We start from the raw sequence: 19,931 nt of genomic DNA, 5'->3' as shown, positions 1-19,931 counted from the left end.
TTCGCTCTATATTGCACTACGGGCTCCGCTTCCAATCCAGTTCATTGATCTCATGCGGTACCCGATTGCGGCTCTAATGAAGCAGGAAGATTGCCCCGGTGGCCCAGTGTTTGATCACGTGATGGTAAGTAACTGATTTGTATGAAAAATATGGTTTTGTTGTTTTTCTGGTGTGCATAAAAATATGCAGATATGAATAAAAATGCGCTATACCGGCAGTGTGTACTGTTGCCGGTATAGCGCAGCGCGAAGCAAGCGCCTTAACTTGGGGTCTTAGGCCGCGTGTTTCGTACCATTGGCCAGCACCGCCAGCAATCTCGCCTTGTCCTGGCGATACGTGGCGACGGCCGCTTCCTTGACGTGGCCGAAGCCGCGGATTTTTTCGGGCAGCGTCGCCAGTTCCACGCAGGTGGCCAGGTTGTCCGCCGTCAGGTTGACCAGCATGCCGGCCAGCAATTCGCGGTATTCGACGATCAGCGCGCGTTCCATCTTGCGCTCGGCCGTATAGCCGAAGACGTCGAAGGTGCCGCCTCTGAGCCCCTTGGCTTTCGCCAGCAGCTTGAAGGCGCGCCACATCCAGGAACCGAACTCCGCTTTCACGAGGTGGCCCTTGGCATCTTTCTTGGCGAACAGCGGCGGCGCCAGGTTGAATTTCACGGAGAAATTGCCCTCGAATTGCTGCTGCAATTGCTCGACGAAACGGCCATCCGTGTACAGGCGTGCCACTTCGTATTCATCCTTGTAGGCCAGCAATTTGAAGTAGCTCTTGGCGACAGCCGTCGACAGTTTCTGGCCCAGTCCCAGGGTGTTTTCGCGGTCGCGTACCTGTTTGACCAGGGTCAGATAACCATCCGCATACGCGGTATTTTGATACGCGGTGAGGAACTCCACGCGCTTCTTGATGACGCTGTCGAGGCTTTGCGGCATTTGCACGACGATGGCTTGCGACGGCGTGGCGATCTGCGTGACACGGCGCACGTCGACGGCGGCGCGGCGGCCCCACAGGAAACTCTTCTTGTTCGACTCGATGCCCACGCCATTGAGTTCAATGGCGCGCAGCAGGGCCGCTTCCGTCAACGGGATGCGGCCCTTTTGCCAGGCGTAGCCGAGCATGAACAGGTTGGCGGCGATCGAGTCGCCCATCAGCGCCGTGGCCAGTTTTGTGGCATCGATGAAGTCGGCCGCGTCCGCGCCGCCGACGGATTCCTCGATCAGCTGGCGCACTTCCGCCGTCGGATATTGCCAGTCGGCATTCTGCGCAAACGTGCCCGGCGGCTGCTCGTGCAGGTTGACGACGGCCAGGCTTCTGCCAGGACGCATTTTCGACACGGCATCCTGCGCGCCGGCCGTCAGCATGTCGCAACCGAGAATCAGGTCCGCCTCGCCCGTGGCGATGCGCTGGGCGCGGATGTGCGCCGGGGACCTGGCGATCTTCACGTGCGAGGTGACGGAACCGTTCTTTTGCGACATGCCCGTCATGTCCAGCACGGACGCGCCCTTGCCTTCCAGGTGGGCCGCCATGCCCATCAGCGCGCCCACGGTGATGACGCCCGTGCCGCCGATGCCGTTGATGAGGATGTTGTACGGCGCGTCGCAAGCGGGCAGGACGGGTTCCGGCAGGGGGCCGAAGTTGTCCGTCTCGCCCGCTTTACTCGCGCCCGTTTTCGTCTTTTTCAGGCTGCCGCCCTCGACCGTGACGAAGCTGGGGCAAAAGCCCTTGGCGCACGAGTAATCCTTGTTGCACGAGGATTGGTCGATGGTGCGCTTGCGGCCAAATTCCGTCTCTTTTGGCAAGATCGACACGCAGTTCGATTGCACGCCGCAGTCGCCGCAGCCTTCGCAGACGGCGTCGTTGATGACCATGCGTTTGGCCACGTCCGGATACTCGCCTTTTTTGCGGCGCCGGCGTTTCTCGGCCGCGCAGGTCTGGTCGTAGATCAGCACGGATACGCCTGCTACTTCGCGCAATTCGCGCTGCACGGCATCCATGTCCTTGCGGTCGTGCAAGGTCAGGTGGGCGGGCAGGTTGCTGCGGTCGCTGTAGCGGCTCAAATCTTCCGTCACCAGCGCGATGCGCGCGATGCCTTCGGCCGCCACCTGCTGCGCCATCATCGGCACGGTGATGAGGCCGTCGACGGGCTGGCCGCCCGTCATGGCGACGGCGTCGTTGTAGAGGATCTTGTAGGTGATGTTCACCTTGGCCGCCTGCGCGGCGCGGATGGCCAGGTAGCCGGAATGAAAGTAGGTGCCGTCGCCTAGGTTCTGGAACACGTGCGGCAGTTCGGAAAACGCGGCCTGGCCGATCCACGGCGCGCCTTCGCCGCCCATGTGCGTGGTCAGCTTGTTCATTTCCGGGTAGATCGACGTGGCCATCACGTGGCAGCCGATGCCGGCCAGCGCCAGGCTGCCATCGGGCACCTTGGTCGAGGTATTGTGCGGGCAGCCGGAGCAGTAAAACGCGGGGCGGAACGGCGTGTTCACGGCCTTCTTCAGCACGGCATCCTTGGCGTCGAGAAAACTCAGGCGTGCCTTGATCAGGTCGCAGGTGACGGGGTCGGAAATCAGGCGCGCGATGCGGCTGGCGATGACCCGCGCCACTTGCGAGACGGAAAAATCCGCCTTCGACGTGAGCAGCCATTCGCCGCGCGGCGCCACCCATTCGCCCTTTTCATCGAACTTGCCGATGACGCGTGGGCGCACGTCGTCGCGCCAGTTGTACAGCTGTTCCTTGAGCTGGTATTCGACGATTTGCCGCTTCTCTTCGACCACGAGAATTTCATCGAGGCCTTGCGCGAATTCGCGCACGCTGTCCGGTTCCAGCGGCCACGGCATGGCCACCTTGAACAGGCGCATGCCGACGTCGGCCGCCATTTGCTCGTCGATGCCCAGTTCTTCCAGCGCTTCGAGCACGTCCAGGTAGGATTTGCCGGAGGCGATGATGCCCAGCTTGGCGTTCGGGCTGGCTATGGTGGTGTGGTTGAGCTTGTTTTCGCGCGCGTAGGCGAGGGCCGCATAGATCTTGTAGTCCTGCATCAGCGCTTCCTGGTTGCGCGCCTGCTGGCCCAGCGGGATGCTCGACAGGCGGGCGTTCAGGCCGCCTTCGGGCATGATGAAATCCTGCGGAATTTTCACTTCCACGCGGAACGGGTCGGCGTCGATGGAGGCTGACGATTCGACCGTGTCGGCCAGCGCCTTGAAGGCCACCGTGCAGCCGGAAAAGCGCGACATGGCCCAGCCGTGGATGCCCAGGTCCAGGTATTCCTGCACATTGCACGGATACAGGACGGGGATCATCGAGGCGGAAAACAGGTGGTCGGACTGGTGCGGCAGGGTCGAGGAATACGCGCCATGGTCATCGCCGGCCACCAGCAGCACGCCGCCCAGTTTTGAAGTTCCCGCATGGTTCATGTGCTTGAAGACATCGCCGCAGCGGTCCACGCCAGGGCCCTTGCCGTACCACATGGCGAATACGCCGTCGTACTTGGCCGGGCCGATCAGGTCCACTTGCTGCGAGCCCCAGACGGCCGTGGCGGCCAAGTCTTCGTTGACGCCGGGCACGAACTGCACGTGGTGCGCTTCCAGCTGTTTCTTCGCTTTCCACAGGTTTTCGTCGAGGCCGCCCAGGGGCGAACCGCGGTAGCCGGAAATGAAACCGGCCGTGTTCAGCCCGGCGGCCTGGTCGCGCAGGCGCTGCATCATGGGCAGGCGCACGAGGGCCTGGATGCCGGACAGGAAGATGGCGCCGGAAGTGGCCGTGTATTTGTCGTCGAGGCTGACGGTGGTCAAACGGGATGTGTCGGGGGGCGTAGATGGCGCGGCACCGGCGTTTCTAGCGAACGCTGCGGAGCCGTTTTCCGTGGTCACGGACATGGCTGTCTCCAAAAGGGTGTTTCAGATAGCGGCTGCACATGGGGCGCGCCCGGTAAGGCGCGCGCTGTGCAGACGGGATGGCCGCGTGTGGGCGGCACATAACTAGTTTAAATTTAAAATAGTTAATGTGGTCAGTGTAGATCGATCGAGGGGAAGGGGCAAATACGCTTTGCCGATGGGGGTATAAGAAATACTTATGCCATGGGCGAGAGCACGTTCGCGCCCACCCAGCGCCCGCTGCCGCACAGTTCGGCGGCCACTTGCAGCACGAGGTGCTTCACGGCGTTGCCCGCGTTCGTCAGGGGGATGTTTTTCGAGGCGCACAGGGCTACCGTGCGCGACAGGACGGGGCTGTGGATGGCGTAGCTGCGCATGGCGCCGCTGTTCAGTTCGGCCAGCACGGGCGCGGCGGGCAGGATGGTGGCGCCCATGCCGGCCAGGATGGCCGATTTTAAAATGGCGATCGAGTTGATCTCGATCACGTTCGCCGTTTCCAGGCCCAGTTCGCGCGCGCGGCTGTCGATGCGCGGGCGCACGCCGTGCTGCAGGCCCGGCAGGATCAGGGTGGCGCTCAAGGCTTGCTGGAATGACACGGCATGGCCGGTCGGCGCGAACGGCGAATCGCTGCGGCAGATAAAACGCATTTCCTCTTCCACCAGTGGGCTGCAGGCAAACGGCGTCAGCTGGCCATCGTCGAACAGCACGGCCAGGTTGATGCGCCCCGATTTGAGCTGCTCATTGAGGTTGCCCGTGATTTCTTCCGTCAGTTGCAGGGTGATTTCGGGATAGCGTTCGCGCGCGGCCAGCAGCAGGGGCAGGGCCAGGGCGCCGGAGATACTGTGCGGCAAGCCCAGGGTGACATTGCCGGACGGCCGCGTGGCGCTTTGCGTGACGGCCGAGCGGGCGTCGGCCACCTGTTTCAGGATCGCCTGCGCATGTTCGTAAAACACCTTGCCCGCATCCGTGCTGAGTACGCCCTGGGCCGAGCGGTGCAGCAGCTGCACGCCCAGCTCCTCTTCCAGCTGGCGCAGCTGCTGCGTCAGGGCCGGCTGCGCCACGTGCAGGATCAGGGCCGCGCGCGACAGCGAGCCGTGGTCGACGATGGCAACAAAGTAGCGTAATTGGCGCAGTTCCATGGGTCCCAGACGCGGTGCGGTGATTGGAGAAAACAGGCTGTTGCGCCGCAGCGCCGAAGGCGGCCAGCAGAATAACAATTTTGTTATACTCATTCTAGCGCTTTCGGTACTCCAGCCGCGTATTTGTGGGATGACAGCATGCTCAAGAAAGTTGATTCGTCTCAATTAATAGTGGGCATGTACATCCATGACCTCAGTTGCGACTGGATGACGCACCCATTCGTGCGCAACCGTTTCCTGTTGCGCAGTGACGATGAAATCCGCAAGATCGTGCAGGCCGGCATCCATGACGTGGTGATCGACAGCGACAAGGGCCTCGACGTGCAGGACGCGCCCACCGTGGCGCAGGCGCGCGCCGAGACGGAGCGCGAACTGGTGCAGATCGCCACGCCGCCACAAGTGGTCACGCGCGTGTCGTTGGGCATGGAACTGGCGCGCGCCACGCAGGTGCGGCGGCAGGCGGCCAGCCTGGTGCGCACGGTGATGGCCGATGTGCGCCTGGGCAAGGCTGTTGAAATCGACCGCGTGCAGCACACCGTGCAAGACATCACCGAATCGATCCTGCGCAATCCCGGCGCCCTCGTCGGCTTGCTGCGCATCAAGAGCAAGGATGACTACACCTTCCTGCATTCCGTCAGCGTGTGCGCGCTGCTGGTGGCGTTCTGCCGCTCGCGCGGCATCGATGCGGCCACCACGCACCAGGCCGGCCTGGGCGGCTTGCTGCACGACACGGGCAAGGCGCTGGTGCCGGACAGCGTGCTGAACAAGCCCGGTCCTCTGACGCCGGAAGAATTTTCCATGATCAAGCGCCATCCGCGCGACGGCTACGACATCCTGCGCCAGTCGCCCGAGGTGGGCGCCATTCCGCTCGACATCGCCCTGCATCACCACGAGCGGCGCGACGGCAGCGGCTACCCGGACCAGCTGGCCGGCGACGCCATCAGCGAGCTGGCGCAGATGGCCGCCATCGTCGACGTGTACGACGCGCTGACGTCCGACCGCAGCTATCACAAGGGCATCGCCGCCGCCGAGGCCCTGCGCAAGATTTATGAGTGGAGCAAATTCCATTTCAACCCCGTGTTCGCGCAGGATTTCATGCGCTGCGTGGGCATCTATCCGGTCGGCACCATGGTGATGCTGGAATCGGGCCGTCTGGCCGTCGTCGTCGAGGCGCACGAAAGTAATCTGCTGGCGCCGAAGGTGAATGTGTTTTTCAGTACGAAGAGCAAGACCTACATCAAGCCGGAAACGGTCGACCTGTCGCGCGGCTTCGGCTTTGGCGGCGCCGACAAGATCGTCGGCCATGAGTCGGCCGCCAAGTGGCAGGTCGATCCCATGCGTTTTTTATCGCTGGCGGATGCCTAGAAGAACTCTGCCGTATCGTTCGAGGTGATGGTAGTTAACAGGCCCTTGGCGACCAGTTCGTCATAGTGGCAGGCCAGGTTGCGGCCATGGCTTTTCGCGTAATACAAGGCCTGGTCGGCGCGGCCGAGGATGATGACGGGCGCCTCGTAGGCGTTGATGCTGACGAAGCCCACGCTGACGGTGACCCTGCCCACTTGCGGGAAGTCGTGCGCCTCGACATTGGTGCGGAAGCGGTCGATGATTTTCTGCGCGTTTTCCAGTGTGATCGAGCGCAGCAGCACGACGAATTCCTCGCCGCCGAAGCGGAAGATGCGGTCTTGCGAGCGGAACGACGATTGCAGCTGGTTGGCGATCAGGATCAGCACTTCATCGCCATACAGGTGGCCGAATTTATCGTTGACCAGTTTGAAGTGATCGACGTCGATCACGGCCAGCCATTGCCGTTCCGTGTCCGTATGGTGGCGCCGTTCCTCATCGACGGGACGCGGCTTGTCCGCTTCCGGTTCGCCGCGGCTTTGCAGGATCTTTGCCAGCTGGTCGTCGAAGGTCTTGCGGTTCAACAAGCCGGTGAGCGAATCGCGTTCGCTGTAATCGAGCAGGTTCTGGAAATTGCGGTACACGCTGACGATGCCGCCGATCACCTGGATGGTGGCGCCCGTGTACGGCGTGGGGTTGGTGATTTCCAGGCAGGTGGTGACCTGGTCGCCGATCCAGATGGGCAGCCACAGCAGGTGGCGGCCGTCGGCGCACAGGGTGTCGGCGCTCGCTTCATGGCGCTTGATGCAGGCGGCCAGCGCCGGATAGTCCGACAACGGTTCGCCCGGCAGGGTCGGGTCGTTATGTTCTTCCATGCGGGCTACGCTGCCCGCCACGATGATGGCCCGCGACCGCACGAACACCTGGCCACGCACGGTGGTCAGGGCCAGCACACGGGTCTGCGACGCGGCAGCGAGTTCCTGGACCGCCGAGATCACGGAGATGTCGAGCATCGTGTGATCGCGGTGCCCGGTCATGTCCACCATGTGTTTCAGTAGGGAGTCCATTGTCGTTCTCTGGAAAGTAGTCACACAAGTGTCGTCATACCAGCATTGCATCAAGCAAGAGCATGTTCGCGTCCGTCTACAAGAAGCCAAGATTTATTTGGTGGCATGACGCTCTGTACCGCCGGGCGAGAGGCCTTTCCAAAGAAGAGCTAAGCAGGATAATGTCTTTTTGCCTAATAGGCAATTAACGTATGCAATATTTCATGTAAATACATGAGATTCATGCACGTCATTGCAAAAAACTTGCCCTGACGAAGGCTTTCAATCCTGATCGCAACATTTGCATGCGTCAGCCTTCATCTCAACAGAGTTTGATAATTTCCATATGGAAACTTGTGGCGCGTCAATTTGCCAAAACGTGGACGCTTTATAGTCAATGCAATGGCGCAGAAATTTACGGCAGGAAACATATTAGCAGGAATGGGCAATGTTTCACACCCGATTGCGCCAGGGACTTGTGATTCACTTTTGGGAGCTTGTCATGCATACCTTCCTGTCGGCAGTACAGCAGTTTGTCAAGGATGAGGATGGCATTACGGCAATCGAATACGGCCTGATTGCGGCCTTGATGGCTACCGCCATCACGGCCGGTTTCTTGCTGATCAAGACCAACTTGCTGGCCGTCCTCACCGACATTTCGTCGAACCTGGTGTTGACGCCCTAAGCGGGTGCCCGCCGCTGGCCGGCCAGTGGCGGGTTTTTTTCAGGAGGTGTCGCATGCCTGCCTATGCCGTATTCGACCTGCTGTTGCTGTGCTTCGTGACGGGGGCCGCCGTCAGTGATTTGATCCGCCGCAAGATACCGAATGGCGTGGTGTTGTCCGGCATCCTCGCCGCCCTGGCGCTGCACCTGTGGCTGTGGCCGCAAAGCGTGCTGCCGCTATGGCTGGGCGGCATGGCGACGGGCTTCTTCCTCTTTTTACCCTTGTACGTGCTGCGCGGCATGGCCGCCGGCGACGTCAAGCTGATCGCCATGGTGGGCGCCTTTGCCGGTCCCTGGCCCGTGCTGCAGATCTGTTTCGCCACGTTTGTCCTGGGCGGCGTAATGGCCGTGCTGATGATCACCTGGCAGGGCAAGTGGCGCGCCTGCCTCGGCAATCTGCGCCAGCTGCTGTGGCCGATGATCGCGCGCATGGCCGGCATTCCCCTGGCGCCAAACGCACTGGGCAGCGGCGCCAGCGTGGGCAACCTGCCGTACGGACTGGCCATCGCCCTGGGTTGCCTGGTGGTGCAAGGGCGGCATTATTTCTGATTGGTATTCATTGCTCTTGATCAATGGGCACCAGTCCCCGCTCGCTAGAATGAATTCTGTTGAATGCCCTCTTAACCGGCTTGGAGACGCAGCATGACCGAAGTCGACTATTCCATGAGCACCGAGAGCGCGCCGCGCCCTGCCGACGCGAACCTGATGCCGCCCTTGCCGCCGCAGCCGAAGAGCTTGCGCGAAACGGGATTGGAGCGGCCCCTGGTCGTCGAACTGATCGCCAAGCTGATGTTTGTGAGCGGCAAGACGCATCTGTCCGCGCTGACGACGCGCTTGCGCCTGTCGATCAATGTCTTGCGCGAAGTGCTCGATTTCATGGTGACGGAGCAGATGGCCGAAGTGGCCTGGCGTGGCGAATCCGAGATCGACGTGCAATATCAGCTGACGAACGCCGGCAAGCAGCGCGCCAGTGCCTTTCTCGAGCGTTGCGCGTATATCGGCGCCGCTCCCGTCACCCTGGAAGCGTACCGCGCCATGGTGGCGCGCCAGTCGTGGCTGGCGCAGGAGCAGCGCGTCGGCAGCGATGACCTGGCAGCCGTGCTGGGCGGCGCCCATGCGGGGCCGGGCATGCTCGACGTGGTCGGCGCGGCCCTGCATTCGGGGCGCTCGCTGCTGCTGTACGGTCCGCCCGGCAGCGGCAAGTCGACCCTGGCGCTGCAGCTGGGACAGTTGCTGCACGGTCTGGTCGCCGTGCCCTACGCCATCGTCGTCGGCCAGGAGATCATCCAGTTGCACGATCCGGCCCAGCACCTGCCGCCCGCGCCGCAGCACGTCAGCCATGCGCGCCAGGCGCTGGAGCGGCGCAGCACGGACATCCGCTGGGTGCTGTGCCAGCGTCCCGTGATCCACGTGGGCGCCGAGCTTGACGCCGGCATGCTGGAACTGCGCCATGACGCCAGCGGCGGCTGCTACCAGGCGCCGCCCCATGTGCGCGCCAACAACGGCATGCTGATCATCGACGACCTGGGCCGCCAGCGCCTGGGCGCGCAGGAGCTGCTGACGCGGCTGATGCAGCCGCTGGCGCGCGGCAGCGACCAGCTCGCTCTACCCGGCGGCGTGCAGATCAGCGTGCCGTTCGACAACGCCCTCGTGCTTGCCACGAACGTGCCGCCGGGCGAACTGTTCGACCCTGCCTTGCTGCGCCGCATCGGCTACAAGGTGCAGGTGGGACCGCTGGCCGAGAGCGCCTATCGCGCCTTGTTCCGCCAGCAATGCCGGCTGGCCGGCATGGCTATCGACGAGCCGGCCCTGAACCATTTGCTGCAGTTACATGGTGCGCAGGGACGGCCCTTGCTGGCCAGCTATCCGCAGGAATTGCTGGCGCGCATAGGCGACTTCGCCGGCTTTGCCGGCAGCGAGGCGCGCCTGACGGTGGGCGCCCTGGAACAGGCCTGGAGCAGCCTGTTTGCCAGCTGCGACATGCCGGCCGCCAGCCTGTGCGAGCGTATCGCATGAAAAACCGGCGCGCCCTCCTGATGATGGGCCTGGCGGTGGTGCTGGGCCTGCTGGCCGTGCTGCTGGCTTCGCATTGGCTGCTGCGCCAGACGCCGGCCGGCAAGGGCAAGATCGTCGTCGCCGCCAGCGACGTCAACCTGGGCCAGCGCCTGACGCCGGAGATGCTGCGCCTGGCCGAATGGCCGGCGGAAAGCTTGCCGCAGGGCGCGCTGCAAGATCCGGCGAAACTGGCGGGACGGGTGCTGAAAACCAGCGTGCTGCGCGGCGAGCCGCTGAGCGAAGCCAAGCTGGCGCCGGCCGGCACCCTGGGCGGCCTGTCAGCCCTGATCACGGAAGGGCGGCGCGCCATCACCGTGCGCGTCAACGACGTGATCGGCGTGGCCGGCTTCGCCTTGCCGGGCAACTATGTCGACATCATCGTCAGCACCCAGCAAGATGCCGGCGACCGTGCGTTTCCGCAAAGCCGCAACATTTCCAAGATCGTGCTCGAACGCATCCTCGTGCTGGCCGTGGCGCAGGAAGTGGGGCGCGACGAGACCAAGCCGCGCGTGGTCAATGCCGTGACCCTGGAAGTGACGCCGGAACAGGCGGAAAACCTGGACCTGGCGCGCAGCGTGGGCAGCCTGTCGCTGGTGCTGCGCAACCAGGTCGACCCGCAGCCCGGTGTGACGACGGGCGCCACCAAGCTGACCCTGCTGGGCGGCCCGCACGACGACGAGCCCGCTCCCGCCGCCGCCGTCGCGCCCGTGCTGGCCGTGGCGCCGCGTCCGGTGCGCGTGGCGAAGGCGCCGCCGGAGCCACAGCGCCAGTGCAGCGGCGTCATCGACGGGACGCGCCAGTCGCGCGAATGCTTTTAGCTGGCTTGCTCAACCATGGACACGCTCATGAACCGCGCCTTGCTGATACTGTGCTGCCTGCTGTCGCCGCTTGCCGGCGCGGCGGCCGATCCTGGCCCGCGCTGCGGCGGTGAAGCGGCCTCGCCCGGCAACCTGCAGCTGCAGGTGGGCAAGTCGAGCATGCTGCGCCTGCCCGAGGCGGTGCAGCAGCGCAGCGTGGGCAATCCGGCCGTCGTGCAAGCCATGCTGGTCGCGCCCGACACTTTATATGTGGTGGGCGTCGACGTGGGCAGCACCAACATGATCATCCAGGGAAAAAGCGGCGTGTGCAGCGTGGTGAACGTCAGCGTCAGCATGGACCCGGCCGGCTTGCAAGCGACTCTGGCGGCGCTCATGCCGGAAGAGAAAGCCATCCGCGTGACGGCCGTGGCCGACACCCTGGTGCTGTCGGGCACGGTGCAGGATGCGGGCGCCGTGCTGCGCGCCGTCGAGCTGGCGCACGCCTATGTGCGCCGCGCTACGGTGCCGCTGGCCTTGCCCAAGCCTGCCGATGGCGCCGCCATGCCGCCCGCCGCCACGGCGCCCGCTAGCGGCGCGGGCGCCGCGAACAGCCGCATCATCAACATGCTCGACGTCAGCGCGCCGCAGCAAGTGATGCTGGCCGTGCAGATCGCCGAAGTGTCGAAGTCCCTGCTGGAACGGCTGGAAGTGGGCGCCACCCTGCGCCTCGCGTCCGGCAGTTGGGCCACCACCTTGCTGTCGAATTTCCTCAGCGGCACGGCGAATGGCTTGCTCGACGTGCGCAAGTCGAATGGCCGCCAGCAGCTGACCATCGAGGCGCAGAAACAGGATGGCCTGGTGCGCATCCTGGCCGAACCGACGGTGATGGCGATCAGCGGGCAAGAGGGCAGTTTTTTGGCGGGCGGCAAGATATTCATTCCCGTCGGCCAGGACAACAACAAGATCACCCTGGAAGAGCGCGAGTATGGCGTCGGCCTGCGCTTTACCCCCACCGTGCTGTCGGGCGGGCGCATCAATTTGAAGGTGGCGCCGGAAGTGTCGGAACTGTCGCGCGAGGGGGTGGGCATTTCCGCCGCCGGCGTCAGCGGGCGCTCAATTTTGCCCGTCATCACCACGCGGCGCGCTTCGACCACGGTGCAGCTGTACGACGGCCAGAGCTATGCCATCGGCGGCTTGATCAAGAACAACCAGGTGAGCAACATCACGGGCGTGCCCTGGCTCAGCGAAGTGCCGATTCTCGGTGCGCTGTTTCGCAGCACGGATTTCCAGCACGACCGCACGGAGTTGTTGTTCGTCATTACCGCGCACCTGGTGAAACCCTTGCCGGCCGACGCCGTGCTGCCGACGGCCCAGCTGGCGCCGCCTTCGCGCAGGGACTTGATGTTGGGCGGCAAGATGGAAGGCACACCGCCGTCCGTGCCGCTGCCGCGCGCGGCCAATGGTTTCGAGTTGAAATGAGACGGGGAGACACGCCATGCCGAACTCGCTCCTGACATCGCTGCGGCGCCTGCCAGTGCTGGCGCTGGCGCTGCAGCTGGCCGCCTGCGCGCACAGCAGCACGCCGCAATTGGATCCGCGCTTCGGCGACGCCGTGCGGCTGGCCATGGCGCAGCAGGTGCGCGATCCGGCCAGCGCCGCCAATCGCGCGCCGGTTGACGGTCTCGACGGCCCCAGCGCGCACGCCGTCATGCAGCGCTATCGCGCCTCGTTCGTCGAACCGAACGGCCAGGCGCCGCAGCCGCTGCAGTTCATGCTGGGAGGCGGCAATGGCAAATAGACGCCAGGGGCAACGCGGGGCGATGCTGATCGCCTTTTCCATCCTGCTCATCGTGGTGCTGGGCTTTATCGGTCTGGCGCTCGACGTGGGACAGGTCGTCGGCCGCAAGACGGAATTGCAGAACCTGGCGGACAACGCGGCGCTGGCGGCCGCGGCGGAACTGGTGGGCACGCCCGAGGGCTTGCTTGCTGCCGTGACGAAAGCCAAGAGCAGTGCCGCCGACCGCAGCGTATGGCGTCGCCGCATGGAGGGCGCCATCCTGTCGGACGCCAGCATCCGCTTTGCCAGCGCGCCCGACGCACCCCTCGGGGAGTGGCATGCGGCGGGATCCGTGCCCGATCCTGCCACGGCGCTGTTCGTGCGCGTCGATACGCAGGCCAATGATCCGGCGCTGGGACGGGTGGCGACGGCGTTCCTGGGCGCCTGGTCACCGGCGCTGCGCACCTTGGACACGGGCGCGCGCGCCGTGGCGGGACGCACCAGCCTGCACCTGACGCCGCTGGCCATCTGCGCGTTGTCGGCCAGCGCGGCCAGCCCGCGCACGAACGCGGCGCTGCTGCCGGCCGTCGAGCTGCTGGAATATGGCTTTCGCCGCGGCGTGGCATACAACCTGTTGAAGCTCAATCCGCATGGCCCGGCGGCCGAGCATTTCGTGCTCAATCCGCTGGGCCGGCCGGGCGTGCTGGGGACGCCTCAGCAGGTCGGCGAAGCGAGCGTGCTGCCGTTTGTCTGCAGCGGCACGGTGCTGTATCCGCGCATCGGCAGCGCCCAGGTACATGTGCACCGGCCCTTTCCCGCCGCGCTGTGGCCGGCCTTCAATGCGCGCTTCAACGAGCATGCGGGCAGCGGCTGCCATCCCGTCACGGCGCCGCCGGACACGAATATCCGCGCGTATCCGAATACGGCCGCGAGCTGGTGGATGACGAACACGCCCGACGCGCCCAGCGCCCTGAGCATCGGCAATCCGCTGCTGTCCGTGGCCGATCCGGAATCGAACGCGGCGCCGCCCGCCATCGGCAGCTATGGACCGCTGTGGTCGTTTTCCAGGGCGGCCAGGTACAGTAACCCGAAGCCGGCCGGCGGCTACCTGCCATTTGCCACCAGCGACTGGCCCAAGCTGTATCCGGCCAGCCCGTCCGCGCCGGCCGCCAAGTCCGGCTACCCTGCCACGCCGCCATACCAGACGCTGGGATTCCAGACGGCGCCGAGCGGCAACACGGGCGTGGCGCAGCGCCGGCTGCTGCACATTGCCCTGCTGGCCTGTCCCGTGCCGGCCGGCAGCGACGTGCTGGCCCAGGTGCGCGGCATCGGCCGCTTCTTCATGACGGCGCCGGCCAGCAATGGCATGCTGAGCGCAGAATTCGCGGGCCTGGCGAGCGAGGGATCGCTGGCCGGCCCGGCGGAGCTGCTGCGATGAGGCCGCTGCGCCGCGCGCCGCGTCGCCAGGGTGGTGTGGCCGCCATCGAGCTGGCGCTGATCCTGCTGTTTTTCATGGGACTGCTGCCCTTCGTGCTGCTGTTCGGCCGCGCGCTGCTGGTGTACACGGCCCTGCAGAAAAGCGTGCATGACGCGGCGCGCCACATGGCGACCATGCCGCTGCCGCAGATGAGCAGCATCGGCACGGCGACCGAGGGTGTCGCGTTTTCCCGGCAGATGGTGGTCGATGCGATGGCGGAAAGCTGGCCGCAAATGGAGACCGTCCGGGTCAGCGTGGACTGCGTGTATGCCGACGAGCCCTATGCCTGCGGCAACTTCGCGACAGCGCCGGTGCAGGTGCGCGTCAAGGTGGCCGTGGACATGCCGGTCGATTTCCTGCCCGCGCTGACGCGCCCGTGGCTGCCGCAGTTGGCGCCGATCCCTTTGCGTGCCAACGCAATAGTGCGCTATGTCAATTAACTCGCGCCCCCGCCGGCAGCGCCAGGGTGGCGTCTTCGCCGTCGAATTCGCCATGCTGGCGCTGCTGTTCTTCCTGTTCCTGTTCGCCATGCTGGAAGTGGCACGCGCCGTGTATCTATGGAATATGGTGCATGAAATCACGCGGCGTGCCGCGCGCGCCGCCGCCGTCACCGATTTCAGCGATGCCGGCGCCTTGCAAGCCGTGCGTACGCACGCCGTGCTGCGCGCCACGCCGGGCACGCTGCCGCTGGGCGGCGGCATCAGCGACGCGTATGTGCGCATCGATTATTTGTCGGAAAGCGCTGGTGGCGCCGCGCCGGCGGCAGTGCCGGTGACGGTGATGCCGGCCTGCCCGCAGCGCAACCGCATCAATTGCCTGGACGATCCGCATGGCGCCAGTTGCATCCGTTTCGTGCGCGCGCGCCTGTGCCAGCCGGGCGTTGGCGCGCGCTGCGAGGCCGTGCCCTACCGGCCCGTCCTGCCGCTGCTGGGGGTGATGTTTCCCTCCGGCGCAGCGGCCATACGTTTGCCCAGCGGGACCACCATGGCGGTGGCCGAGTCACTGGGATATCCGGACAATCCCGGTTTTTGTCCATGAGCGCCAGGCCGTCGGCGCCGCCGAGTGTATCGCATAGAGTGAAGGAGGGGTGATGAAAGCCTTGATGATTAGCCGCGACGCCAGCTTGCACGATGAAATCGCGGCGCAAGGCGCGGCCCGTATGCCCGTGCTGCGGCTGCTGGAACGGCGCAGCGGCCTGCGCGACGCCGTCGAGCGCATGTTGCCCGAGGCGCCGGAGCTGGTTATCGTCGACGCCAGCGGCATCGATGCCGATGAAGCCGATTTGCTCGAACGCCTGGCGCGCCAGTATCCGCTGGCCGTGCTGATGCTGCTCACGCGCGGCCAGCAGCAGGATGTGCTGATCCGCGCCATGCGCGCCGGCATGCGCGAAGTGCTGCAACTGCCGCTGGTGCACAAGGCCTTCCACGAGGCGATGGACCGCGTCGATATCCAGGCCGGCGTGACGCAGATGCGCGACGGCAAGGTGCTTGCCTTCATCTCATGCAAGGGCGGCAGCGGCGCCACCTTCCTGTCGACGAATTTTTCCTACGCGCTGGCCAGCCTGGCCGGCTGCAAGGTGCTGCTGATCGACCTGCACGGCCAGTTCGGCGACGCCACGCTGTACGTCTCGGACCAGAAGCCGGCCATGACCCTGTCCGACATCTGCGCGCAGATCGCGCGCATGGATGGCGCCTTTCTCGCCTCGTGCCTGGTGCACGTGACGCCGAACTTCGGCGTGCTGGCGGCGGCCGACGACCCGGCGCACAAGGTCGACATGCAGCCCGAGCACATGGACCGCATCCTGGCCGTGGCGCGCCAGCACTACGATTACATCGTGCTCGACGTGGGACGCCAGATCGATGCGCTGTCGCTGCGCGCGCTCGACAACGCCGACGCCATCTATCCGGTGCTGCAGCTGGCCTTGCCCGACATCCGCGACGGGCGCCGCCTGCTCGATATTTTCCGCTCGCTCGGCTATCCGGGCGAGCGCCTGCGACTGATCGTCAACCGTTATGAGAAGGGCGGGCGGCTGCGCCTGGCGGACCTGGAGCAGGCGCTGGGCGCGGAAGTGGTGCACACGGTGCCCAACGATTACATCGCCGCCACCGATTCCGTCAACCAGGGCATCCCGCTGCTGCAGCTGTCGCGCACCAGCGTGCTGGCGCGCAGCCTGGCCGAGCTGGTGGAACTGGTGACGGCGCGCCGCGTGACGGAAAGCCGCGGCCTGTTCGACCGCTTGTTCAGCCGCAGCGAAGCTTAGGACGGGGATGGATGTCAAGGCTCCCGCCGGGGGCCATCATGGGAGCCGAGATGACTTTACGCGAACGCCTGGCGGCGAATGAAACGGTGCGCCCCGCCAGCAATGGACAGGGCGCGCTGGCGCTGCACGCCTACCAGGAACTCAAGAAAACCATGCACCAGACGATACTCGACCGTATCGATCTGGAACGCTTGAAACGCCTGACGGCGGAGCAGTTCAAGCACGAGCTGGCGCTGCTGGTGCAGCGCGTGATCGAGGAAGAGCGCATCGTCCTGAATCAGCACGAACGCCACAGCCTGGTGCTCGACATCCAGCACGAGATGCTGGGCTTTGGCCCGCTCGAACCCTTGCTGGCCGATGCCAGCGTGTCCGACATCCTCGTCAATACCTGCGACAAGGTGTATGTGGAGCGGGGCGGGCGGCTGCAGCTGACGGACGTGACCTTCCACGACAATGCGCACCTGATGAAGATCATCGAAAAGATCGTCTCGCGCGTGGGACGGCGGGTCGATGAATCGAGCCCGATGGTCGACGCGCGCCTGCCGGACGGTTCCAGGGTCAATGCCATCATTCCGCCGCTGGCCGTCGATGGCCCGATCCTGTCGATCCGGCGCTTTGCCGTGCAGCCTTTGACGATCGCCAACCTGCTCGACTACAAAAGCCTGACGCCGCCCATGGTGCAGGTGCTGCAGGCGCTGGGGCAGGCCAAGGTCAACATCCTGATCTCGGGCGGCACGGGCAGCGGCAAGACGACCCTGCTCAACGTGCTGTCCGGCTTCATTCCCGGCAGCGAGCGCATCGTCACCATCGAGGATGCGGCCGAACTGGCGCTGCGCCAGCCGCACGTGGTGCGCCTGGAAACGCGCCCGCCGAATATCGAGGGCAAGGGCGAGGTGAGCCAGCGCGCGCTGGTGCGCAACGCGCTGCGCATGCGGCCCGACCGCATCATCCTGGGCGAGGTGCGCGGCGCCGAGGCGCTCGACATGCTGCAGGCGATGAACACGGGCCATGAAGGTTCGCTGGCGACCATCCACTCGAACACGGCGCGCGACGCGCTGGCGCGGCTGGAAAACATGGTCGGCATGGCCAGCGTGAACCTGACGCCGCGCGCCACGCGCCAGCAGATCTGTTCGGCCGTGACGGTGGTGATGCAAGTGTCGCGCCTGACGGATGGCGCGCGCAAGCTGGTCAGCCTGCAGGAAGTGACGGGCATGGAGGGCGACATCATCGCCATGCATGAAATCTTCCGCTTCGAGCAGACGGGCGTCGATGCCGACGGCAAGGTGCTGGGCCATTTTTGCGCCACGGGCGTGCGGCCCCGTTTCACGGAACGCTTGCGCATGTTCGGCGCGCCGGTGCCCGATAGCGTCTTCGACCCCGATCGTATTTACGAGTAAAGGAAGCACCATGGACCTGGTCTTCTACGGCTTTGCCGTGCTGCTGTTTGCCGCCTGCATCCTGATGGTGGAAGGCGCCTGGCTGTGGTGGGCGGGCACGCACGGCAGCGCGGCGCGGCGCATCAACCGGCGCCTGCGGCTGATGGCGGCGCGCGGCGAGGCGGGCGGCGAGCGGGTTTCCATCCTCAAGCAGCGCCGCTATGCGCGGTCGCCCGGCCTGGAACGCTGGCTGCGGCGCGCGCCGCAGGCGGCAAAGCTCGACCACCTGCTGCTGCAATCGGGCTTGTCGTGGTCGGTGGCGCAATTCCTGGGCGGCGCGGGCGGCCTGCTGCTGGCGGGGCTGCTGTGGCTGGCCATCTGGCCGCTGCCGCTGCCGGGCGCCTTGCTGCTGCTGGGCGTGGCGGGCGGCGGACCATGGATGGTGGTGCTGCGGGCGCGCGCGGCGCGGCTGAAAAAGATCGAGGCGCAACTGCCGGAAGCGGCCGATTTCCTGGCCCGCGCGCTGCGCGCCGGGCACTCGTTTTCGAATGTGCTGCAGATGGTAGGCGACGAACTCAATGAGCCGATCAGCGGCGAATTCAAGATGGCGCACGAAGAGATCAACTACGGCGTGCCGATGAACGAGGCGCTGCAAAACCTGGCCGCGCGCATTCCGCTGACGGACTTGCGCTATCTCGTCATCGCCGTGCTGGTGCAGCGCGAATCGGGCGGGAACCTGGCCGAAGTGCTGGTCAGCATCGCGCGCATCATCCGCGCCCGCTTGAAATTGCTGGGGCAGGTGCGCGTGCTGTCGGCCGAGGGGCGCATGTCGGCCTGGGTACTGGGACTGATGCCGGTGGTGATGATCGGCGTCATGGCGCTGGTCAACCCGCAATACATCCGCCTGCTGTGGACCGATCCCAGCGGCATCAAATTGCTGTGGTACGCGGCCGGCAAGGTGGCGCTGGGCGTTGTCTGGATGCGCAACGTCATCCGCATCCGCATCTAAGAGATCGCCTGAAAAAAAGTCCATGGCGTTGTTGCGTCGCCTTGTCGTACTGTCGTATTGCCTTCGGCGACACGCCTAGCCCTGAACGTTTTGTCAGTCGATCAATCGGAGGAAATGCCATGACTGGCCCGCAACTGTTGTTCCTGTTGATCGTTTTCGCCGTGGTGGTGGCGCTGGCCCTGCTGGCGTGGCTGATTTTCTTTCCCGGCGCCTTGCGCCAGCGCCTGTTCGGTGCCATGGCGCCGGCCGCCAGTGAGGCGGTGTCCGACACGGGCTGGGTGGAGCGCGTGGCGCGCGTGGCGCAGCCGTTCAGCAAGCTGTCGCTGCCGGAAGAGGGCTGGGAACGCTCGCCGCTGCGCACGCGCTTCATGAACGCGGGCTGGCGGCAAGCCAGCGCGCCGGCCCTGTACTTTGCGGCGAAGACCGTGCTGGCCCTGCTGTTTCCCACCGTGCTGGGCCTGTATGCGGCCAGCGCCATGGCGGCGCAGTTGCGCAGCGTGCTGCTGTTGCTGCTGTGCGTCAGCGCCACCGTCGGCTATTACCTGCCGAACCTGGTGCTGGTCAGCACGGCCAAGCGGCGCCAGCGCGACATCTTCGAAAACATCCCCGACGCGCTCGACTTGCTGACCGTGTGCGTGGAAGCGGGCTTGAGCCTGGAGCGCGCGCTGGTGAAGGTGTCGGGTGAAATCCATATCAAGAGCGTGGTGCTGGCGCAGGAATTGCAACTAGTGCTGATGGAAATGCGCGCCGGCTTTTCCAAGGAAAAGGCGCTGCGCAACCTGGCCCTGCGCAGCGGTGTGGAAGATGTCGACACCCTCGTCGCCATGCTGATTCAATCGGAACGCTTCGGCACCAGCATGGGCGATTCGCTGCGCGTGCATTCGGAAAACCTGCGCGGCAAGCGCAGCCTGCTGGCCGAGGAGGCGGCAGCGAAGATTGCCCTGAAATTGCTGTTCCCGCTGATCTTTTGCGTCTTTCCCACCCTCATGCTGGTGCTCATGGGGCCGGCCGTGATCGAAGTCTATCGCGTGCTCGTGCCGGCCATGGCCAGTCGCTGAAAGGAG

17 protein-coding genes are annotated in these 19,931 nt (G+C 65.0%); 14 read left to right on the top strand and 3 right to left on the bottom strand.

Annotated features, from left to right (window positions below; all coding sequences use genetic code 11):
• Nucleotides 1-273 precede the first annotated feature (273 nt).
• Both GCN78_RS25145 and GCN78_RS25140 read right to left on the bottom strand, forming a co-directional pair.
• The gene (locus GCN78_RS25145) at nucleotides 274-3,870 is read right to left on the bottom strand and encodes an indolepyruvate ferredoxin oxidoreductase family protein (protein WP_152254146.1); all 3,597 of its coding nucleotides are present in this window, start codon (nucleotides 3,868-3,870) and stop codon (nucleotides 274-276) included.
• Nucleotides 3,871-4,064: 194 nt separating this feature from the next.
• The gene (locus GCN78_RS25140; RefSeq protein WP_152254145.1) at nucleotides 4,065-5,006 is read right to left on the bottom strand and encodes a LysR substrate-binding domain-containing protein; all 942 of its coding nucleotides are present in this window, start codon (nucleotides 5,004-5,006) and stop codon (nucleotides 4,065-4,067) included.
• A 138-nt stretch (nucleotides 5,007-5,144) separates the two neighbouring features.
• Here GCN78_RS25140 and GCN78_RS25135 point away from each other — a divergent pair, with 138 nt between their 5' ends.
• Nucleotides 5,145-6,371 (top strand): HD-GYP domain-containing protein, encoded by a 1,227-nt coding sequence (locus GCN78_RS25135; RefSeq protein ID WP_152254144.1) that lies wholly within the window; start codon nucleotides 5,145-5,147, stop codon nucleotides 6,369-6,371.
• On the opposite strand, the gene GCN78_RS25130 is transcribed toward GCN78_RS25135, so the two are convergent.
• On the bottom strand, nucleotides 6,368-7,414 hold the full coding sequence (locus GCN78_RS25130) for a GGDEF domain-containing protein (protein ID WP_152254143.1): 1,047 nt from the start codon (nucleotides 7,412-7,414) through the stop codon (nucleotides 6,368-6,370). The genes GCN78_RS25135 and GCN78_RS25130 overlap by 4 nt on opposite strands.
• A gap of 481 nt (nucleotides 7,415-7,895) precedes the next feature.
• On the opposite strand from GCN78_RS25130, the gene GCN78_RS25125 reads away from it, so the two are divergent.
• From GCN78_RS25125 to GCN78_RS25065, 13 genes are all read left to right on the top strand, one after another.
• Nucleotides 7,896-8,078 carry a Flp family type IVb pilin gene (locus tag GCN78_RS25125; protein WP_034752975.1) on the top strand — a complete coding sequence of 61 codons (183 nt, stop codon included), beginning with the start codon at nucleotides 7,896-7,898 and terminating at the stop codon, nucleotides 8,076-8,078.
• 53 nt (nucleotides 8,079-8,131) lie between these two features.
• The gene (locus GCN78_RS25120) at nucleotides 8,132-8,665 is read left to right on the top strand and encodes an A24 family peptidase (RefSeq protein ID WP_152254142.1); all 534 of its coding nucleotides are present in this window, start codon (nucleotides 8,132-8,134) and stop codon (nucleotides 8,663-8,665) included.
• Nucleotides 8,666-8,758: 93 nt separating this feature from the next.
• The gene (locus tag GCN78_RS25115) at nucleotides 8,759-10,132 is read left to right on the top strand and encodes an ATP-binding protein (RefSeq protein WP_152254141.1); all 1,374 of its coding nucleotides are present in this window, start codon (nucleotides 8,759-8,761) and stop codon (nucleotides 10,130-10,132) included.
• Nucleotides 10,129-10,989 (top strand): Flp pilus assembly protein CpaB, encoded by an 861-nt coding sequence (gene cpaB, locus GCN78_RS25110; protein ID WP_152254140.1) that lies wholly within the window; start codon nucleotides 10,129-10,131, stop codon nucleotides 10,987-10,989. The genes GCN78_RS25115 and cpaB overlap by 4 nt, the downstream gene beginning before the upstream one ends.
• Before the next feature lie 27 nt (nucleotides 10,990-11,016).
• Entirely contained in the window at nucleotides 11,017-12,447 is a 1,431-nt protein-coding gene (locus tag GCN78_RS25105; RefSeq protein WP_152254139.1) for a type II and III secretion system protein family protein, read from the top strand.
• Between the two features lie 16 nt (nucleotides 12,448-12,463).
• Nucleotides 12,464-12,766 (top strand): hypothetical protein, encoded by a 303-nt coding sequence (locus GCN78_RS25100; protein ID WP_152254138.1) that lies wholly within the window; start codon nucleotides 12,464-12,466, stop codon nucleotides 12,764-12,766.
• On the top strand, nucleotides 12,756-14,183 hold the full coding sequence (locus tag GCN78_RS25095) for a pilus assembly protein TadG-related protein (RefSeq protein ID WP_152254137.1): 1,428 nt from the start codon (nucleotides 12,756-12,758) through the stop codon (nucleotides 14,181-14,183). Before GCN78_RS25100 ends, GCN78_RS25095 begins: the two co-directional genes overlap by 11 nt.
• Entirely contained in the window at nucleotides 14,180-14,662 is a 483-nt protein-coding gene (locus tag GCN78_RS25090) for a TadE/TadG family type IV pilus assembly protein (protein WP_152254136.1), read from the top strand. Before GCN78_RS25095 ends, GCN78_RS25090 begins: the two co-directional genes overlap by 4 nt.
• Nucleotides 14,652-15,260, top strand: coding sequence for a TadE/TadG family type IV pilus assembly protein (locus tag GCN78_RS25085; protein WP_152254135.1), 609 nt, complete (start codon nucleotides 14,652-14,654; stop codon nucleotides 15,258-15,260). The genes GCN78_RS25090 and GCN78_RS25085 overlap by 11 nt, the downstream gene beginning before the upstream one ends.
• 52 nt (nucleotides 15,261-15,312) lie before the next feature.
• A complete protein-coding gene (locus GCN78_RS25080) occupies nucleotides 15,313-16,482 on the top strand; it encodes an AAA family ATPase (protein WP_152254134.1) in 1,170 nt (389 codons plus the stop codon).
• A gap of 50 nt (nucleotides 16,483-16,532) precedes the next feature.
• On the top strand, nucleotides 16,533-17,879 hold the full coding sequence (locus tag GCN78_RS25075) for a CpaF family protein (RefSeq protein ID WP_152254133.1): 1,347 nt from the start codon (nucleotides 16,533-16,535) through the stop codon (nucleotides 17,877-17,879).
• A gap of 10 nt (nucleotides 17,880-17,889) precedes the next feature.
• Entirely contained in the window at nucleotides 17,890-18,867 is a 978-nt protein-coding gene (locus GCN78_RS25070; protein WP_152254132.1) for a type II secretion system F family protein, read from the top strand.
• 119 nt (nucleotides 18,868-18,986) lie between these two features.
• On the top strand, nucleotides 18,987-19,925 hold the full coding sequence (locus tag GCN78_RS25065) for a type II secretion system F family protein (RefSeq protein ID WP_152254131.1): 939 nt from the start codon (nucleotides 18,987-18,989) through the stop codon (nucleotides 19,923-19,925).
• Nucleotides 19,926-19,931: the final 6 nt, after the last annotated feature.

It is taken from the genome of Janthinobacterium rivuli (assembly GCF_009208735.1).
Lineage (GTDB): Bacteria > Pseudomonadota > Gammaproteobacteria > Burkholderiales > Burkholderiaceae_D > Janthinobacterium.
This window is presented reverse-complemented; position numbering and strand designations above follow the sequence as displayed.

Bases quoted from the DNA above. Each gene is read 5' to 3' on its own strand.
- GCN78_RS25130 (WP_152254143.1), bottom strand. From the start codon at position 7,414: ATGGACTCCCTACTGAAACACATGGTGGACATGACCGGGCACCGCGAT.
- GCN78_RS25115 (WP_152254141.1), top strand. From the start codon at position 8,759: ATGACCGAAGTCGACTATTCCATGAGCACCGAGAGCGCGCCGCGCCCT.
- GCN78_RS25095 (WP_152254137.1), top strand. From the start codon at position 12,756: ATGGCAAATAGACGCCAGGGGCAACGCGGGGCGATGCTGATCGCCTTT.
- GCN78_RS25120 (WP_152254142.1), top strand. From the start codon at position 8,132: ATGCCTGCCTATGCCGTATTCGACCTGCTGTTGCTGTGCTTCGTGACG.
- GCN78_RS25145 (WP_152254146.1), bottom strand. From the start codon at position 3,870: ATGTCCGTGACCACGGAAAACGGCTCCGCAGCGTTCGCTAGAAACGCC.
- GCN78_RS25080 (WP_152254134.1), top strand. From the start codon at position 15,313: ATGAAAGCCTTGATGATTAGCCGCGACGCCAGCTTGCACGATGAAATC.
- GCN78_RS25100 (WP_152254138.1), top strand. From the start codon at position 12,464: ATGCCGAACTCGCTCCTGACATCGCTGCGGCGCCTGCCAGTGCTGGCG.
- cpaB (WP_152254140.1), top strand. From the start codon at position 10,129: ATGAAAAACCGGCGCGCCCTCCTGATGATGGGCCTGGCGGTGGTGCTG.
- GCN78_RS25075 (WP_152254133.1), top strand. From the start codon at position 16,533: ATGACTTTACGCGAACGCCTGGCGGCGAATGAAACGGTGCGCCCCGCC.
- GCN78_RS25135 (WP_152254144.1), top strand. From the start codon at position 5,145: ATGCTCAAGAAAGTTGATTCGTCTCAATTAATAGTGGGCATGTACATC.
- GCN78_RS25065 (WP_152254131.1), top strand. From the start codon at position 18,987: ATGACTGGCCCGCAACTGTTGTTCCTGTTGATCGTTTTCGCCGTGGTG.
- GCN78_RS25085 (WP_152254135.1), top strand. From the start codon at position 14,652: ATGTCAATTAACTCGCGCCCCCGCCGGCAGCGCCAGGGTGGCGTCTTC.
- GCN78_RS25140 (WP_152254145.1), bottom strand. From the start codon at position 5,006: ATGGAACTGCGCCAATTACGCTACTTTGTTGCCATCGTCGACCACGGC.
- GCN78_RS25070 (WP_152254132.1), top strand. From the start codon at position 17,890: ATGGACCTGGTCTTCTACGGCTTTGCCGTGCTGCTGTTTGCCGCCTGC.
- GCN78_RS25105 (WP_152254139.1), top strand. From the start codon at position 11,017: ATGAACCGCGCCTTGCTGATACTGTGCTGCCTGCTGTCGCCGCTTGCC.
- GCN78_RS25090 (WP_152254136.1), top strand. From the start codon at position 14,180: ATGAGGCCGCTGCGCCGCGCGCCGCGTCGCCAGGGTGGTGTGGCCGCC.
- GCN78_RS25125 (WP_034752975.1), top strand. From the start codon at position 7,896: ATGCATACCTTCCTGTCGGCAGTACAGCAGTTTGTCAAGGATGAGGAT.